At 42.0% G+C, this 16825-nt stretch carries 18 protein-coding genes; 10 read left to right on the top strand and 8 right to left on the bottom strand.

Features of this window, described 5'->3' with window-relative positions; genetic code table 11:
• Positions 1-422: 422 nt before the first annotated feature.
• The 5 genes from MHN32_RS15355 (at position 423) to MHN32_RS15335 (ending at position 5466) form a co-directional block, all read left to right on the top strand.
• Complete coding sequence (locus MHN32_RS15355; protein ID WP_239422259.1) at positions 423-1202, top strand: delta-class carbonic anhydrase; 780 nt, start codon at positions 423-425, stop codon at positions 1200-1202.
• A gap of 209 nt (positions 1203-1411) precedes the next feature.
• Positions 1412-1882, top strand: a complete 471-nt coding sequence (locus MHN32_RS15350; RefSeq protein ID WP_017217789.1) for a hypothetical protein — start codon at positions 1412-1414, stop codon at positions 1880-1882.
• Between the two features lie 148 nt (positions 1883-2030).
• Positions 2031-2543, top strand: a complete 513-nt coding sequence (locus tag MHN32_RS15345) for a hypothetical protein (protein WP_239422258.1) — start codon at positions 2031-2033, stop codon at positions 2541-2543.
• Positions 2544-2602: 59 nt separating this feature from the next.
• Entirely contained in the window at positions 2603-3907 is a 1305-nt protein-coding gene (locus MHN32_RS15340; RefSeq protein ID WP_239422257.1) for a DASH family cryptochrome, read from the top strand.
• Complete coding sequence (locus tag MHN32_RS15335; RefSeq protein ID WP_239422256.1) at positions 3907-5466, top strand: cryptochrome/photolyase family protein; 1560 nt, start codon at positions 3907-3909, stop codon at positions 5464-5466. Before MHN32_RS15340 ends, MHN32_RS15335 begins: the two co-directional genes overlap by 1 nt.
• Positions 5467-5491: 25 nt before the next feature.
• Here the strand turns inward: MHN32_RS15335 and MHN32_RS15330 are convergent, their stop codons facing one another.
• Positions 5492-5890, bottom strand: coding sequence for a DUF3019 domain-containing protein (locus MHN32_RS15330; RefSeq protein ID WP_010607864.1), 399 nt, complete (start codon positions 5888-5890; stop codon positions 5492-5494).
• On the bottom strand, positions 5880-6695 hold the full coding sequence (locus MHN32_RS15325) for a MipA/OmpV family protein (RefSeq protein ID WP_010607863.1): 816 nt from the start codon (positions 6693-6695) through the stop codon (positions 5880-5882). Before MHN32_RS15325 ends, MHN32_RS15330 begins: the two co-directional genes overlap by 11 nt.
• Before the next feature lie 212 nt (positions 6696-6907).
• Here MHN32_RS15325 and MHN32_RS15320 point away from each other — a divergent pair, with 212 nt between their 5' ends.
• The 3 genes from MHN32_RS15320 to MHN32_RS15310 are packed head-to-tail and all read left to right on the top strand — an operon-like array spanning position 6908 to position 9614.
• Complete coding sequence (locus MHN32_RS15320) at positions 6908-7918, top strand: phospholipase (RefSeq protein ID WP_010607862.1); 1011 nt, start codon at positions 6908-6910, stop codon at positions 7916-7918.
• A complete protein-coding gene (locus MHN32_RS15315; RefSeq protein ID WP_235368711.1) occupies positions 7918-9096 on the top strand; it encodes a peptidylprolyl isomerase in 1179 nt (392 codons plus the stop codon). Before MHN32_RS15320 ends, MHN32_RS15315 begins: the two co-directional genes overlap by 1 nt.
• On the top strand, positions 9093-9614 hold the full coding sequence (locus MHN32_RS15310) for a hypothetical protein (protein WP_239422255.1): 522 nt from the start codon (positions 9093-9095) through the stop codon (positions 9612-9614). The genes MHN32_RS15315 and MHN32_RS15310 overlap by 4 nt, the downstream gene beginning before the upstream one ends.
• Positions 9615-9670: 56 nt before the next feature.
• On the opposite strand, the gene MHN32_RS15305 is transcribed toward MHN32_RS15310, so the two are convergent.
• From MHN32_RS15305 to dapE, 4 genes are all read right to left on the bottom strand, one after another.
• Positions 9671-10339, bottom strand: a complete 669-nt coding sequence (locus MHN32_RS15305; RefSeq protein WP_239422254.1) for a hypothetical protein — start codon at positions 10337-10339, stop codon at positions 9671-9673.
• Between the two features lie 27 nt (positions 10340-10366).
• Complete coding sequence (locus tag MHN32_RS15300; protein ID WP_010607858.1) at positions 10367-10663, bottom strand: hypothetical protein; 297 nt, start codon at positions 10661-10663, stop codon at positions 10367-10369.
• Between the two features lie 263 nt (positions 10664-10926).
• Complete coding sequence (locus MHN32_RS15295) at positions 10927-11373, bottom strand: Hsp20 family protein (protein WP_010607857.1); 447 nt, start codon at positions 11371-11373, stop codon at positions 10927-10929.
• 155 nt (positions 11374-11528) lie between these two features.
• Positions 11529-12710 carry a succinyl-diaminopimelate desuccinylase gene (gene dapE, locus MHN32_RS15290; protein WP_010607856.1) on the bottom strand — a complete coding sequence of 394 codons (1182 nt, stop codon included), beginning with the start codon at positions 12708-12710 and terminating at the stop codon, positions 11529-11531.
• Between the two features lie 259 nt (positions 12711-12969).
• On the opposite strand from dapE, the gene MHN32_RS15285 reads away from it, so the two are divergent.
• Positions 12970-13620, top strand: a complete 651-nt coding sequence (locus MHN32_RS15285) for an OmpW family outer membrane protein (protein WP_010607855.1) — start codon at positions 12970-12972, stop codon at positions 13618-13620.
• Between the two features lie 74 nt (positions 13621-13694).
• On the opposite strand, the gene MHN32_RS15280 is transcribed toward MHN32_RS15285, so the two are convergent.
• Positions 13695-14228 (bottom strand): acyl-CoA thioesterase, encoded by a 534-nt coding sequence (locus MHN32_RS15280; RefSeq protein ID WP_239422253.1) that lies wholly within the window; start codon positions 14226-14228, stop codon positions 13695-13697.
• A gap of 199 nt (positions 14229-14427) precedes the next feature.
• Between MHN32_RS15280 and MHN32_RS15275 the strand changes: the two genes are divergently transcribed.
• Positions 14428-14994, top strand: coding sequence for a hypothetical protein (locus MHN32_RS15275; RefSeq protein WP_239422252.1), 567 nt, complete (start codon positions 14428-14430; stop codon positions 14992-14994).
• Between the two features lie 29 nt (positions 14995-15023).
• Here the strand turns inward: MHN32_RS15275 and tyrR are convergent, their stop codons facing one another.
• Positions 15024-16580, bottom strand: a complete 1557-nt coding sequence (gene tyrR / locus MHN32_RS15270) for a transcriptional regulator TyrR (protein WP_010607852.1) — start codon at positions 16578-16580, stop codon at positions 15024-15026.
• Positions 16581-16825 lie beyond the last annotated feature (245 nt).

Here is a 16825-nt window from a genome sequence, read left to right as displayed (position 1 = left end):
TTCGGCACTTCACAAAATCAAGCGCCCGACCATCTATCAAGCAACTTCATTCTACACCGAAACATAAAATTGTTTTACTTCTACTTTTCAAAGAAGTGGCATCTAAAAAATGCCATTTTAATGGGCGATGTATTGCCCATGCTTAAAGCCAATTATACTGAAAAACGAAAGTTTCAGTCCGATTGACTAAATATGCTGCGTATTATAAAGACAGTATGCCTAGATAGCAACCTTGATTTAGAACTATCTTCTGACGTTTCAGCTCGTTGCTGAGATGTAATCAGGTATTTTACTTTTCACATACAACACCGTGATGCCCAACTCATCGGTCCAGTTCCGTCTCCTTTCATTTTTTTGTAACAAAAAAGAAATATTTAATCCATAATTGGGGACAAGAAAATCACGAAAGAAAGGAAAACCAAATGAGAACGGTTATAAAATCAAGCAAATTGACAGCGCTGTCTATATTTAGTGTTGAAGCGTTTGCAGCGCAATGTGAATCGGCAGGACCACAAACACCGAGAGATATTGATAGTTTGCAGGGTCACAACAAACGGGTTTTTGCTATGGCTCCACCAAAAGAAAAACTCAACCTATGTAACATCCACTTTCATAAAAATGCAGAACATAAAGCCAAAGACTTCTCTGTCGTTTCCAATGACCCAAAGTACGGCGGATTCCAATGTAATGCAACTGCAAGCCTCACCCCAGCAGAGCTTGCTCCTGTAGAAGATAAAGTATGTAACAACGTAAAGCCCGGCGATACGATTGAAGTACACTGGGTTCATAGCTCTTGTGATGTAAAACCGGGCCCGACCCTCGGTGCTTGCTTAAATGACAGCTGCGCCAACCCCGATCTACGCGTCGAAACTCAGGTGTTTTTAGTGGTTAATGATGAAAATGCGCAAGACTTCACTGAGCTTGATTATCAAGGCCAAGTTGGCGGTTACCATCAAGCAGGTGTTTTACCAAGTGATACAGGCACACCAGTTGAGTTTTTAGGTTCGACGACTGGACCTAGCTATAACAACCAACAGTGCTCACCTTTACAGGTAAGTTGGAGTGTACGCCCAAGCTGTGCCAAAGTTGATATAAATAGTCTCGCGCGTTGGTGTAAAGACAATGCTTTTGAAGAGGACCATGCGCATGGCATTCGTAAACTCGTGACAGATCCACAGTTGCTTTCACCAATTAAGCACTAATATTTTTAAATCAATGTGGGCCGTTACTCAATCTCGGCCTACTATAGCTAGGTCCAGCATATTGAAATTCAATTGATTATTGCAGCGTAAGAAAAAGCTCACAAAAAAATATTAAAAAGTCTCGCATTTTAAAAAAACAGCTATACTCAGACTTAGGCTATTTGTTTTTGAGCAAAGGATCCGCTCTTCATCAGTTTGAAGAGGCGTCTATGAGCATTACTCCCTATCAATATCAACTTTTAACTCAAACGCTTGCGAGTATTCGTCCGAATTTCCATGGCTTTTGCACTTCTTGGTACAACCAAATTCAACATTACGATTTGCGCATGCAAATTCCAACAAATGTGGGACAACTCATAATCTGGGAGCATCAAATATTTGATTTTGTTCAAAATTGTGTGATGCGTATCCCACAGCAGTCAAACTTATTACATTATCTGCAAAAACAACGCGGTACGCTGTTATTTATGGGAACGTCAGAAAAAGATATCAGTGTCTTGTTGTTTACCTTTACAGCAACGCTGAAAAGTCATCTTGGCAGGCATTTTACCACAGCAGCAAAAAACGCTTGGAACAAAGCACTGTTACTCATCGAAAATATGCTGCGCTTTGAATTATTCAAAAAAACCAATATTGTTGGTCTACAAGAGTTCAAAAGAGCGCAGCAACAAGCAAACTAACTTGAGCTGCTAAACGAAGAGACAACGGTAGCCACTAAACATTACTCTAAGATCAAAGTCATGCAGAGCTTACAAAACCAAACTCTGCGTGACTTCTGGCTCTCAGCTCTTTAGACTTTCACAAAATCTTTATATAGGAAGTGATAAAATGCTAAGAGCGATTGCCTTTGCGTCTACTATGGTCGTTTCACTTACCGCATGCGATATGCTGGAAGACTCTAAAGCCCAAATCGAGGCACAATATTTATCTGAACATCAAGAACTACAACAAGTGGTTGAGCAGATCCGTGATAAAGGAATTGAGTCAGTGCAAGCATCAGCAGAGGCTGGCAGTGTTGCAGCTTGCGTTGCAAATAATCTAGATGCCGATCCGATGGGCGCGCTTATTGCGGTTGAAGGCGCATTGCAAGAAAGTGCAAATTTAAGCGACCTACTCAACTCTATTTCTCGCCTAAGCCAACAGGAAATTTCCATCGAACAATTTCCTGATTTGCTTCAGCAAGGTGCTGATACAGTTAGATATTTAAGAACTTTGCTCGAGCAGTATGATTTGGCGGAACTAAAACAGCAAGCGAGCCACTTACTTGAGCAAGGCCAAACCAAAACACAAGACGTTGGTGCTCACTTGCGTACACTTATAGAATCTTGCCAAACTAACTGAGCAATTTAGTTGATCGTTACGTATAGAGTCTTATTCGTTCATGACTGTTAAGAATAAACGTGAAAGTAGGACTCTATTTATTTGAAAACGACTGCCGCCTTAGTGATAACCCCGCACTTACAAAGCTGGCGTCTCTAGTTGATACACTTATCTGCATTTATCTACCCACTGTAAACCTTTGGACGGCTCGCAAAGCGCAGTGCTCAACTTCTTTTGCTGTCGAATGTTATCGCAATCAGACGCTCAACGCCTTGCATCAGTCACTAACGTCACAACAACAGAAGCTGTATATGCTACGTAACACAGCTCAGCTCAAAGCACTGACTGAGATTATTCATACACAGCAGGTAACTCATATTGGCCGCGCAGCTCATCCAGGATTCGATGAACAAAAGCTTTGGTTAAAATTACAAAATAACTTTCCTTACATTCAATACGTTAGCGCTTATTCTAGTACGCTGTTTGAACCAGATACACTACCACTCAAAATCAGTGAGCTGCCACCGAGCTTTACGCCATTTCGCAAAGCTGTAGAGGAAATTGAACCTAAATCACCTATTGCAACCGCTACGCTTCCACCAAGACCGAATCGGGTTTTAGATTTAGCTGAATTTAAAGCAAACTCTTCATACAATATCAAAGTAGCCGCAGGCGAAGCGCAAGCCCAGCAACAGCTACAACAATACTTCCAAACGGATGCGGCTCTCACATACAAAGAAACTCGAAACGCCTTGTTCGGTGATCATTTTTCCACTCGGTTTAGTCCAATACTAGCCTCTGGCGCTATCAGCTCTAGACAGATCAAGCAAGCACTTACGCAATTTGAGCTACAAAGAGGCGCAAATGAATCAACCTATTGGATTTGGTTTGAACTGTTGTGGCGTGAGTACTTTCATTGGTATGCCCTCAAACATCAACACACGCTATTTTGCTTTTCAGGCGTCAAAGCCAAAACACCAAAAACCAGTTTCTATCCAGAGCGCTTTTTAAAGTGGTGCCAAGGCCGAACGCCCAGCGCGCTAGTCAATGCCATTATGCACGAATTGACTAAAACCGGCTGGATTTCCAACAGAGCGAGACAAATAGCTGCGAGCTACTGTGTTAATGAGCTACAGCTAGATTGGCGCTACGGCGCCGCTTTTTTCGAGCAACATCTTATCGATTATGACGTCGCAGCGAACTGGGGTAATTGGCAGTATATCGCTGGTGTTGGAGCAGATCCTCGTGGCGGTCGCCATTTCAATATCACAAAGCAACAAGCACTATTTGACCCAGATGGTGAATATATAAAATTATGGCAAGGAGAAGCTACTCTACAACTCGACAGCCAAGATCATGTTGGTTGGCCTTTGGAGGATAACTAATGACACAACAAAAGCCTCAATATAAAGGCCTCAGATTAATTCTTGGCGACCAACTCAACGCCAAGCATAGTTGGTTTGCTGACGATAAAGCTGAGTACCTTTATCTGATTGCAGAACTCAAACAAGAGGCCGACTACACCAAACATCATATACAAAAAGTATGCGCATTCTTCAAAGCCATGGAAAATTTCGCCATCGCACTGAATAAGGTAGGCTTTCATGTGCTACATCTCACCCTCGATGAGACTCAGGACTATTCTGATCTCCCCGCTTTAATTGCTCATTTATGTGATAAATATCAAGTGTCGAGCTTTGACTATCAACGACCTGATGAATATCGCTTACTGAAGCAAATGATGGAATTAACACTCGACCAGTTACAGGTTCGTTGCTATGACACTGAGCATTTTCTAGTCCCTTACGAAGAGTTGGATGATTATTTAACGCCAGGAAAACACACCACAATGGAGTTTTTTTATCGCAAGCTCAGGCGCCGTTTTAATGTATTAATGGACGACGGTGAACCGCTTGGCAAGCAATGGAATTTCGACAGTAAAAACCGTAATAAGCTCAAGTCAAAAGACATCGACGCTATCCCACAGCCGCTTTGTTTTGCCAACGATGTTAGTGACATTTTAAAGCGGATAAAACGGCATAAAGTGAAGACCATTGGTAACAGCGAAGAATCATTGCTGTGGCCGGCTAACCGTGCGCAAGCTCACGATCTTTTGGCCTTTTTCTGTGAACACCTATTGCCTTTATTCGGTCAATTTCAAGATGCAATGACCTGTAAAAGTGTCGATAAATGGACACTGTATCACTCACGACTCTCTTTTGCGTTGAATACAAAAATGCTTCACCCCAAACACGTTATCGATAGCGCGATAGCGGCTTACCAAGACAACTCACAAATTGATATTGCACAGATTGAGGGATTTGTTAGGCAAATATTGGGCTGGCGAGAGTATATCCGAGCCGTCTATTGGCTCAATATGCCGGACTACCGTCATAAAAATTACTTGCTTGCTCAGCGCAATTTGCCAGGCTATTTTTGGCATGGAAAAACGAAGATGCGCTGTTTAAGTGAAGCTATCAATCAAAGCCTGGATTATGCCTACGCTCACCACATTCAAAGATTAATGGTCACGGGAAACTTTTGTCTGCTAACCGGAATACACCCTGATCAAGTGGATGAATGGTATTTAGGTATATACATCGACGCCATTGAATGGGTCGAAATGCCAAACACCAGAGGCATGACACAATTTGCAGACCACGGCATAGTGGCAACCAAACCCTACTCCGCAAGTGGTAACTACATACAAAAAATGAGTGATTATTGTCAGCACTGCCACTACGACGTCAAGCAAAAATCAAGCAATGATGCATGTCCCCTTAACAGCCTATATTGGCATTTTATGCACCGCCATGAGGATAAGTTTGCCAATAACCACCGTATTGGTATGAACTATCGAAATTGGCAAAAACAAGATGAGAAAACACGGCAAGAGGTGCTTGCAAGGGCTCAGTGGTGTTTAGATAACATCGAGCAACTTTAGGCTACGCTCGCACGCAGCCCTCGGATCAAAAGAGGCGCCAACGCCTTTTTTTTGTTTTTACTTTGTGAACCCAATTCACCTCAATAGTGGTCACAGCTAGCACATCTCGAGACTGCTTTGAGATAAGCTCATAGCTCAAACTTTCATCCGAACTAAAGTCTAGCTCATATTTAAAGGTATCCGCCTTGGCCCAACACTGCAGGATCTTCTTCGATAAACTTTCTCGAATGCAGTAATCCCCTTCGGAAGGCGCATTCACCGTTACTTTGACATCCGCATAGCAAGTTCGCCCTTGGTTCAGGGCTACACACTTGCTCGGCACGGCATGAAGTATTCCCACTGGATTAGTTTCAGCAGCACGGAGTTGTTGGCTCAGTGAAATACTCCAAAACAGCACTGTCCATGTGATTAATTTAGAAAACATATTTCACCCCAGTAAAGAATACTCTGGCGTGACGAGAGCGAACTAAAGGACTATCTAACGTGTCTTGAGAACCAACTAACCACGATGCACCTGCGCTAAACACCCAATCCTCTGCAATTGGGTAATTAAGTTGCATTTGCATAAACGCAGAAGCTGAAGCACCAGGTTTATAGGGGGTTAAATAATCATTGACTTCGGATTCTAAAACACCATAAAAGTAATTATGAAAATTACTAGAATAATAGTTAGCGCCAAAATTAAGCCATAAATCCCAGTTTCTCAGTTCAAAATTACGTGTCGCTTCGAGGTGAAAAACCCAACCGTTTGTTTCCCCAAAGACATCGTAAACAATCTCAGCAACAGCAAGAAATTCACCAACATGACGGTAATAGGAAAAGCCCAATGAATTATCTTGATCGCGTTTACGTATTCCTCTCAGTTCAGGCACGACATCATCAGTGTCATAGTAACCACGTTCAGAAAAAGGCAACATATAACTGCCATAGATAGCATCTATACCCCATTCTCCATTATTGATAATTTGGTAACCTATATCCGAGCCACCAAAAAAATCACCTGAATGGGTATTCAAGTAAAAGCTTTTATACTCTATCTTTGCATCGACTAAAAAAGTGCCATGTTTGAATGTCGAGTCCGTGCCAATTAAAGCAGGCATTGTCATATCAACGTAAAAGGCACCGACACTCAACTGCCAAGCAAACTCGTCATCAAGTTCGTCACTTTGTTCTTCGCAAATTCCATAAAACGGTAACAATAAACTGATTATTATAAGTAGTTTTTTCATAGTTCCATTCGTTTAGCGCAGGTGTGCCTAAATTCTCCCCGAGATCATACCTGACCCATTTGTGACCAACAAGCATCTTCTCTGAATTTTAACACAATCAAAATTTAACTTTATTTTAATCAAAAATTCACATAAATTATTTTAAATAGCGCACTTCGTTTTTTAAGTAGAAAAATTGCGTTCACACAAATTAAAATTTATAGAGGCAACTCATGAAAAATTATTTACTTCCTATGGCCCTTTTAGTCGCAGCAGGGCAAAGCCACGCGTTTAGTCAAGAGACACATAAGCGCATCGTCATCGACGCCGTAAATTACATGGCACAGAATCCAACTACAACACAGTACGCAAAGTTACAAGCATATGCTCAAGCTAACGGCATGTCAGTTTCTCAACTAGCCAATTTACTGGGCCAAGCTGCGTATGATGTTGATGATTTTGAGGATACATTCTTCTGCGGCGCCATTACGGGTGACTGTGTACAAGCACCGCTTTGGGGTGCAGCTGAAAGCATCGTGAAATACACCAGTTACTGGCACTTCCAAAACCATACTCAAGGTGCTGATACTCACGGCAATGACTTCGGTGGTTATAATTATCAGAAACTTACCGTATCAGGCTCTGTTGATTCAATGGCTGCCACTTGGCTGAAAGGCGATTATTTAGACGATGGTCATGGCGGCGAAACAGGTTGGTTTAGCGCTGATGATACTGAATATGATAGTTATGGGATCACAGAAAAACACTATCGTATCGATAGCCACTCAACGTATAGCATGTACGATGATTTTGAAGAGATGCCTTTTCAGCCAATTGATAACTTAGGCCAGTACTGGTATCAAAGCTATGTACAGAGCGGTAACCCACAGGTACTAGGCTTTGTTTTTCACACTACAGATTTACTTCAACCGCATCATACTTGGACAACATCAGATTTGAATCATGCAGGTTGGGAGTCTTGGGTGAAAGACTACTATGACCAAGAATCATTGAACGATTTTACCTTAGTAAAGCAAGCGATGAATAGTTTCAGCGCTGTTGATAGCAACTCAACAGATATTCGCCCATTACTAACACAAGGCGGTTCTTTCTCTTATTCACAAGGTGGTATCGTGTTAAATTCAGAGGATCATTACGATCGTGTAAATACAGGTAAGCAAGTGATCCCTCACGCAATAGCCATGGTCGTTCATTTGATAAATCATGCGATGGACGTTAGGTAATGCGTCTAGTTCTATTTTTCTTGGTAAGTAGCTTTTGCTTACCAAGTTTTGCCTCACCGAGCATACCTAAATCTCTGACGCATTTAGTTCATCAACTCTATCTTGAGCAAGGCCGAGAGTTATCAAAAAAGCAAACTACTGCGCAATTGCTTGAAAATCAATTCTTGCTATTCCAAGCAAAGCAACTTAATCCAAGTATTTTAGAGCGCCAATCCAGAGTCGGTTTCAGCACCCAATATCATGTCGATAAGTTTCTCGCCAGTTCACTCCTTCACTGGTTTCCTGCACTTACTCAGCTTGAAAAGAAGCACTACCCTTTGGTATTTGATAAGGATCAGATGCTGTCTTTACTAGGACAGTACCCCGCTGACGGGCAATACACTGCTGAGCAATTACTCAAATGGCAACAGCTGCAACTAACAAAATCAGCGCCACTGACACTTGCTCAAGTATTACATAGCCAATCAATGCAAAACCGCTTTAAACTTCACCAAGGAGAACTCTCGTTATTGCAAGCTATTGTCAATCAACACCTCAATCAACAGGCGCTATTTACCGCCGCAAAACCTTATGTGGCAAAGCAAGGTCTGACAATAGAACAGTTACGACAAGTGGTAACCGCAGAACTATTGAGGCCGAGCATGCTGGCATTTCTTGGTGTTAAGGAAGAGATGCATGGTGCAACGAGCCAGTATGTCGATACCCTAAAAAGTGAAATTCCTGATAGTGCCATCGCGAAGTATTATGAGCGTCATAAGAAGAGGTTTAAATACGTCAAGCAAGTGAGTGCGAGCGCAGCGAAATTTCCCGAACAAAAAACCGCACAGCAATTTAACGAATATGCAAATGCACACTCATGGCAACAAGCCGTCGCTAAATATACCCCTACATTAATATGGCAGACTGAATTAATTCCGCTGACACGCCAAAGCACGCCGAAATGGGAAACACAACTGGCATTTAGTAGTAAACAGGGCAAGATCACGCCTAGTATTCGCACGCCAAATGGCGAGTGGCTAGTATTGTATAGCCAGTCACCGGTATATGATTACTACGATGTGAAAAGTGAGACAGTACGCTACCAAGCGCTGCGAGCACTGACCCGAGAGTTTGCTCAGCACAAATTCGAGCGAGATTATATGGCTTGGAAAGCGGCAAACAACGGAGCGGTGATATGAAGTACTGGCAAGCATTGATTGTCATACTCCTTGGAGCAGTGATCGCTGTATTCACACTGCGTTTTGCCAACATAGGTTGGCAAAACGCCACATATAACGCTCCCTCGCAGGCTGAGCTTGAGCAAGAGGAAAAAGTTGTAGCATTAAGTCCCCCTATCAATACTTATACTGCTATCAAACCAAATGCCGAGACCTCACGCAAAGCCGTTAAGCCAATCACGAAACCTGAATATCTGCCGCCAATAAGCCAAGCCGAAAAACAAATAGATGATTTTCAGGGCGATTTGTCGGATACCGAAGCTTACCAAGCATATTTGGATCAAAAAGACACCAAGCTAAAACAACAGTATATTGCGGCTGTTGATGGCAAAGTAGAACAAATAGAAACGCTGCTAGCACGTGGGATTAAAGAGGGATTACCACAGCAACAGTTACAAGAAGCAAGAGATAAAATCACAGCACTTAAAGACATGCAAAGTAAACTACGTACTGAATTGAGCGAACGTGATAACAAATAAAGTTAGGCAGTGGCTCCTCTCGCGTCTCCCATACGCTCAGTCATAGAACAAAACGATTAATGTACCTGCAGCTGAACCTTGCCGCTAGCCACATTAGGGTTTTTCATCACCGCATTGAGGACTACATCTTGTTGTCCTCCGTGATAATAGCTAATAATTTCTTCTAGCACTTTTTTGGGAGTACTTGGATTCATGGCAAGTGCTAAGTGCGTAGCAAAGTCTCGTTTTAGACTCAAGTAAGTTAGCGTGTTTGGTGCCGTCGCGGGATTTTGTGCAACAGCAAGATCTATCACATCACCACTTTCAGGCAGATAAGAAACCAACGCTTCAAGTTGCTGAGCTGAAGTGTGGCTGTCTTTGGCTTGTTTTAACACCAAAACATGTTGATTCATGTGTAATAAGATATAAATCGCAATGCTGACAACACCTCCCCAAAGTACTAAGTGTGTATATTTTATGCTCAGAACTAAGCCATCGACATGCATACCATGACGGGCAGCATGCATTTTCAAAAAGAAATAGCTAAAAATGGCACTAAATAGAAAAACCAAGAAGCTATAAATTAGCATCGCGTTTACGCCAATATCCTGCGAGAAGGGCGAAAATTGCACTTGGTGATGAAATTGTGCAGACATGTAAAACAACAAAGTATAAAATCCACCCGCGATGAGTAACGATAACCCACCTGATTTCAACAACAATATCAGCTTATCTTTTAATTCCATTCTTCATCTCAACGCAATATTTTTCTTCTACCATACAAGTAACTCGCTAAAAACACTACTTAGATAAAAACTAAACACAATGATCGAACCGTTAAACAAAGGTGCAATGAGAAAGTGCTGACTCGAATAACGATAGCCCGTCACTTTAAATCCAAGCGCAGTAGCCCCAAGTACAGCAAAGAATGGGGTAAATGTAAAAATCGCTTCTCCCACCACTAATCCAACAATGACGTCATGCAATGCGCCACTCACTATGAAAGTAAACCAATAGCCAAGTTTTTCCCCCACTTTCGCTGCGCATGGACGAAATACGAAGCGCGCCAAGTAATAACTCCAGATAGGATTCCAATACACCCAGAAACCATCGAAAGACCGAGCGCCGAAAGCCCGCCGAAACATGTTTCCTAGTGACTGACTATGACCCAGTGGTACACCATTTCGTCTTTTTACGTATTGTCTTAGTCCAAGTTTCATTTTCTGGGGGATAACGACTGAAGCATAACTTTACTAATAACAAATGCTTTGCATTTAGGCAAAAAAAAGCCGCCTGACGGCGGCGGGTTGGAAATCAATAAATTAGATTGATATTACTTGCTTTCAAGCAAGTTGCCCGAGCCAATTTCTATTTTTCTTGGCTTCAGTGCTTCTGGGATCTCGCGTTCAAGGTCAATAACCAGTAAGCCGTGCGCTAAGTCTGCACCTAATACTTTGACGTGATCGCCAAGTTGGAATTTGCGCTCGAACCCGCGCTCGGCGATCCCTTGATGAATAAATTTACGCTCGTTGGCTTCTTCAGTTGCTTGCTTTTGTCCCTTTACGGTCAACGTATTGTTTTCTGATTCCAGCGTTAGCTCTTGCTCGGTAAACCCTGCAACAGCCATGGTAATTTGGTACTTGTCTTTACCTAGCGCTTCGATGTTGTATGGTGGATAGCTAGGTTGTTTATCTGTTCTTGCAGCAGCATCCATCATAGAAGCTAAATGATCAAAACCGATAAATGAACGATATAATGGTGATAAATCTACTGTACGCATAATTTTGTATCCTCTTAAAGCTATACATAGGTGCTCACTCTTCAAAAAGAACCAATAAGCACTTTTAAAACAAATAGTTATTTAATTCATGAGGCCCTGTCGGCGTCCTCATAAAGCTATTTATGGTCAGCAAATTTATTTTCAAGAAAATTCTTTTAAAAATTTTCAACTTTTTTAAAAAACCTATTTAAAACAGATAAGTATATTTTTTCTATCGCATGTAGATCGCTGAGGGATAGATGTTCATTCACTTGATGAATTGAATCATTCTTTACCCCACATTCGATCACTTGCGTTTTTCCGGTCGCAAAGAAGCGACCATCGGAGGTGCCGCCTGCAGTACTTAAACTCGGATACTGCCCCGTTGTTTCCTGGATTGCTTGCTCTACCAGCGTTAAGAAACAGTTTTCTTGCCTCGCGCCGGTATAAAACGACTCACAAGGCCGCTCCCAACTGATCGCTAACATAGCACCGGATTTAGCCAGCGACTCTTGAATATAGTGCACAACTTCTTGGCTCTTATAGGCATGGCTGTAACGAATATTAAAGGTGATTTCACACTCTGCTGGTACTAAATTATCCACGATATTTGGAACTGTGATCCCAGTAACTTGCAGCGTGGTTTGCGATCCCGCTTCATCTTTCCACCAAGGTAAAAGCGCGAGTTGACTAACCAACTGGCCTGCGATGTGAGCTGCATTAACCGTTTGTTCTGGATAAGCCACATGCCCCGTTCTTCCTTTAACCTGAATACGCCCAGAAATCGCACCGCGACGACCATTTTTAACCGTATCTCCCACTACTTGATGTGAAGTCGGTTCACCTACCAAACAAGCATCTAGCTCGATGCCATTTTCAGCTAATCGCTCTGCAATCAATTTGGAACCAAACTCCGCTTCACCTTCCTCGTCAGAAGTGAGTAACCAGTAAAAGCTTCCTCGTAATTTTTCACGATGCTGTAGTAATGTTTTGGTTGCAGCAAGCATTGCCGCAACGCCACCTTTCATATCAGCAGCACCACGTCCATACATCACGCCATCAATAATCTGCGCACTAAATGGCGGCACAATCCAGCCTTTATTATTTGCAGGCACGACATCCACATGACCAGAAAAAGCAAAAGTTGGTCCCAAAGAGAAACGATAACTTGCAATCAAGTTTTTTACTCCCTGCACCTCAAACTGCTCAATAGTAAAACCCAGCGCGGCGAGTTGCTCTGACATAAAAGCGATAGTGCCTGCATCACACGGTGTAACCGAAGGCGCTTGGATCAAATGCGTTAATATCTCGGTTGCGTGAGACGCGCTAAGATTTTGATTCTGTGTTGCTAATGACATAACTGAGAATGACTTGTAGGTGAAATCTAGCAATTATTTAAAGATGAAACTTTGACCACAGCATTGCAGTTTTAATGCAAATTAATGACATCGAGAAAACTTAATCTAAATCAAACTTTCAAAAATTTCTGAAATCTTACAATTTAAAAATTGATCTAGAACAGTTTTTCATTTTTTGAACCCTTTTAAGATGGCTTCATTGAAAACACACACTGTTTCACAGTTTAAAAATGTCCTCACATAGGGTTAGGAGAAGAAAATGAAAACTTTAAGCGCTGCACTTTTATCTACTCTGCTAGTTGCTGCTCCCTTCGCACACGCAAATTTCAGTGTTAATGTTGGTGCTATTAATGTAAACCCTGACAACACGGCTTCTGCCATTGATCAAGATAACTCGCTAGGCTTAGTCGCTGATTCAAACACCCAGCTTGGTATCACTCTTGATTACCACTACAGCGATAACATCGTATTTGAGCTAGTTGCGGCAACACCATTTTCTCACACCGTAGACGGTGCTGGTGGCTTAGCAGGGGCGGAAATCGCTGACATCAAACACTTGCCACCAACGCTACTTGCGCAGTATCACTTCTTTGATGCGAGTGCTAAGTTCCGCCCATTTATCGGTGCTGGTCTAAACTACACAGTATTCTTCGATGAAGAGCCAAGTGCAGCACTAAAAGCAACACTAAAGACTAACGATGTCGAAGTTGATTTGGATAGTTCTTTTGGTATCGCACTACAAGTCGGCTTTAACTACGACTTAAATGAAAAATGGGGTCTACACGGTATGATCTCTAAAATGGATATCAATACCGATGCAACTGTATACGCAAATGGCGTAAAAGCATTAACTTCAGACGTAGAGCTTGACCCAATTGTGGCCATGTTCGGTGTGAAATATAAGTTCTAACACCTAAATGGTTTAAATCACAGATTTACTGTTACTTTCTCAATCCCCAAGGCCACTGATGTGGCCTTTATAGTTTATAGATTACTGTTTTTCTTTGCCTCTAACATGGCTTTCCAATGCATAATCTCAGGAGATAAAATAGGTGCTTCACCATTAAACCCAGCCACTTCTAGCATTTCCTCAACAGAAACTACACCACCCTTACGCTTGAATACCCCACGAACATAGGCAATTGCATGCAGCCCACGCTTAGAATGAAAGCGCTGTTCAATGTAAAAATATTTGTGATCCCAACCAACAACTTTAGTGGTAATAGTAAATTTTTGCAGTGGTTTGATATCGCGAATATAAGTAATTACCGTCGCGTTAACAATTGGAAACCAGCGGCGTTTCATCACAGCTGCAAATAACCCAACTCGCTCTGTCATCCAAGTGCGCGCCAAATCCATAAATGCTAAGTATCGTGAATTGGTCAAGTGCATATTGATATCGCAATCACTTGGCAGGGCGCGGTACTCGATATCTATCGGAGACAAAATGGAATCTGCGATTTGTCTATTTTGTCTTATTCTCCAAAACAGCAGCAGTAAACGAAAATATAAATTCATAACAATGGTCTTACCAGTTTATAATTTTTCGATTCTAGCATAGCAATTCATATTCTAAAGTGATTATTTTGCTACGCTTACGTCTATAACTGATACATTACTTTGCCCTTAGTTGCGGTAATGCTGTCAGTAAACTAGATTAATAACCTGAGCTTCAAAAAATGAACGCCTTTCTAGCATGACAAGAAAAGACCATAAAATGAGCTTAAAAACAATGAGTTCGGTTACTACATACGCGAACCTCAAATTAAGTAAAATAGCTGAAGTGAAGTCAATGAAAAAATTATCCCTTGTTACCTGTTCCACCTTATTTGTCTTTTCCAGTATGTGCTACGCAGACTTCGACTTTAAAGGAGAAGGCACGCTAACCTACCCAACCGGTGTAGAGAAAGCGTTTGAGTTTGGTTTTGCTTGGAACAAACAGACTGAACAGTTTCGCATCGGTGCAAATCATTATGACATGTCTGAACTACCAGAGTCTTACTCAGTTGCCATTACACTGAGTAAGGACGATACCCGCGTGTGGATCCAAGAATTCAATCAAGGTTTTATTTCTAAATTTAAGTGGCAAATTGCAGATCATCAAATCTCTCTTGTGAAAAAAGAGTTTAGCGACTCTGTAAAGGGTAATTACGTCTTGACGGTAAATGGGATAGATTACTTCTTTGCACGAGATAACGTGAGTATCACACTCTCTTTTGAAGAAGATGGCGTTAAGAATATTAAGGTAGATGGCGTGGCAAAAGACATGGGAACTAAATCATAAAGGCCACACTCATTGCGTAGCCTTATATATCATACTTTGACTGTTTTTCTATTTATCCCATACTCACGCAGCTTGTTGGCAACGGCTGTGTGGCTTAATCCCAAACGTTTAGCCAGTTGCCTTGAGCTTGGATAAGCGGGGTAAAGCTTGCGCAACAAGGTTGCTTCAAACCTCTTCACGGCTTGATCTAACGTCCCTTCAAAATCAGACTCCAAATAACCTAAGTCATGGGTAAAGGTCGGTAGGTTTAGATGCTCAGTACGAAGCTCTTTATCATCAAGCAACGAAACCGCACGATAAATAGCGTTTTCTAACTGCCTCACATTACCAGGCCACGGGTAATTCTCTAAAAATTCAATGCATTCTCTGGCAAATGTTGGCGCTGGATGACCATTTTGCTGGGCATATTTTTGCACAAAGTGTTCAGCCAAAGGACCGATATCCGCTTTTCTATCTCTCAGCGGTGAAATTTCGAGCGTTAGCACGTTAATACGATAGTAGAGATCTTCTCTAAATACACCTTCTTGAACCATTGCTGGCAAGTCTTTTTGCGTTGCAGCTATGATGCGAACATTGACCTTAACTTCATTCTCGTCACCGACTTTTCGGAAAGTACCGTCTTGTAAGAAACGCAGTAACTTAGTCTGTAACTGGGTTGACATTTCACCCACTTCGTCGAGGAATACCGTGCCGCCATCCGCTTGCTCTAATACACCGCGTTTTGGCGCTGCATTTTCTTCATATCCTGCATACCCAAACAACTCGGACTCAGCAACGTCATCAGGCAGCGAAGCACAAGAAAGTGCGATAAAAGGCTTTAATGACCGGTTGGAAGCATAATGACATGCTCTGGCAAGCAGTTCCTTACCAGTACCTGTTTCACCTGTGATCAGAATTGGCGCTTCTAACTGCGCCATTTTTCTGGCTTCACGCACGACTCTACGCATGGCAGTGCTGTGATTATGGATGGTCGCAAAACTTTCTTGTCCATAACGACGAAATGCGCTGACTTGCTGTCCTAATCGCGACTGCGATTTAATGTTAATCACCGCACCGGCTAATACATCGCCTTCAATCCCTTGGGGCACCGAAATTGGCAGAATATCAGCAATAAAATCTTCCCCGCCCACTTCGACACGGGTTGTCTGGCCTAACACCTCTTTACCTTCTAACCAACGAGTAAAGTTAAACCCTTTCAAAAGGTTGTTAATGTTGGCACCGATCACTTCCTTTTCAACCATGTTAAGGTCGCGACAAGCTGCGTCATTGCAATGACGTACCCAGCCTTTAGCGTCGATAGAAATTACACCATCAGGCAACGCACTGAGCAAAGTATTCAGCTCATTATGTTCACGTTCTGACGGTAAAAACGCTGTAGTACGAACATCTTCAACACCATCGATTAAGCGGATCTCAGGCATAATTTTCTGAAACTGTTCAAATTCGATGGGTGGAAAGCTCACGTACATTCGACAATTTACTGAATCGACTTCTATACCTTTCAAGTCGACACGGTAACTCACCAAGATATTGAGAATTTCTTGGGCAATACCAATACGGTCAGCGCAATGTATCTCTAGACGCATTTGTTCCTCAAAGCGGGTTTTCACAATTGACGAGATCATACTCTAAGAATAGCTGTCCGACTAGAAAAACGTAAAGAATATTGAACAGAATTTTAGCTATCTTCGTAAATTCTTGTCCTATACTAATGAAGAACTGAAAAAAGTTGTTTTTTAAGGCATTTTTCAGCGCTTGTTAAGTTTTTGATTTGGAAACTTACATTCCATTTCAAAGGATTGCAACACATAAAGAGTTACAGATATAATAC

Source organism: Pseudoalteromonas sp. Of11M-6, from assembly GCF_022347905.1.
Classification (GTDB): Bacteria; Pseudomonadota; Gammaproteobacteria; order Enterobacterales; family Alteromonadaceae; genus Pseudoalteromonas.
Note: the sequence above shows the minus strand (reverse complement) of the source record. Positions and strands in the feature narration are given on the sequence as shown.

Excerpts from the sequence above, each read along its gene's own strand:
- MHN32_RS15355 (WP_239422259.1), top strand. The coding sequence starts at position 423 with ATGAGAACGGTTATAAAATCAAGCAAATTGACAGCGCTGTCTATATTT.
- MHN32_RS15350 (WP_017217789.1), top strand. The coding sequence starts at position 1,412 with ATGAGCATTACTCCCTATCAATATCAACTTTTAACTCAAACGCTTGCG.
- MHN32_RS15345 (WP_239422258.1), top strand. The coding sequence starts at position 2,031 with ATGCTAAGAGCGATTGCCTTTGCGTCTACTATGGTCGTTTCACTTACC.
- MHN32_RS15335 (WP_239422256.1), top strand. The coding sequence starts at position 3,907 with ATGACACAACAAAAGCCTCAATATAAAGGCCTCAGATTAATTCTTGGC.
- MHN32_RS15330 (WP_010607864.1), bottom strand. The coding sequence starts at position 5,890 with ATGTTTTCTAAATTAATCACATGGACAGTGCTGTTTTGGAGTATTTCA.
- MHN32_RS15325 (WP_010607863.1), bottom strand. The coding sequence starts at position 6,695 with ATGAAAAAACTACTTATAATAATCAGTTTATTGTTACCGTTTTATGGA.
- MHN32_RS15320 (WP_010607862.1), top strand. The coding sequence starts at position 6,908 with ATGAAAAATTATTTACTTCCTATGGCCCTTTTAGTCGCAGCAGGGCAA.
- MHN32_RS15315 (WP_235368711.1), top strand. The coding sequence starts at position 7,918 with ATGCGTCTAGTTCTATTTTTCTTGGTAAGTAGCTTTTGCTTACCAAGT.
- MHN32_RS15310 (WP_239422255.1), top strand. The coding sequence starts at position 9,093 with ATGAAGTACTGGCAAGCATTGATTGTCATACTCCTTGGAGCAGTGATC.
- MHN32_RS15305 (WP_239422254.1), bottom strand. The coding sequence starts at position 10,339 with ATGGAATTAAAAGATAAGCTGATATTGTTGTTGAAATCAGGTGGGTTA.
- MHN32_RS15295 (WP_010607857.1), bottom strand. The coding sequence starts at position 11,373 with ATGCGTACAGTAGATTTATCACCATTATATCGTTCATTTATCGGTTTT.
- dapE (WP_010607856.1), bottom strand. The coding sequence starts at position 12,710 with ATGTCATTAGCAACACAGAATCAAAATCTTAGCGCGTCTCACGCAACC.
- MHN32_RS15285 (WP_010607855.1), top strand. The coding sequence starts at position 12,970 with ATGAAAACTTTAAGCGCTGCACTTTTATCTACTCTGCTAGTTGCTGCT.
- MHN32_RS15280 (WP_239422253.1), bottom strand. The coding sequence starts at position 14,228 with ATGAATTTATATTTTCGTTTACTGCTGCTGTTTTGGAGAATAAGACAA.
- MHN32_RS15275 (WP_239422252.1), top strand. The coding sequence starts at position 14,428 with ATGAGCTTAAAAACAATGAGTTCGGTTACTACATACGCGAACCTCAAA.
- tyrR (WP_010607852.1), bottom strand. The coding sequence starts at position 16,580 with ATGCGTCTAGAGATACATTGCGCTGACCGTATTGGTATTGCCCAAGAA.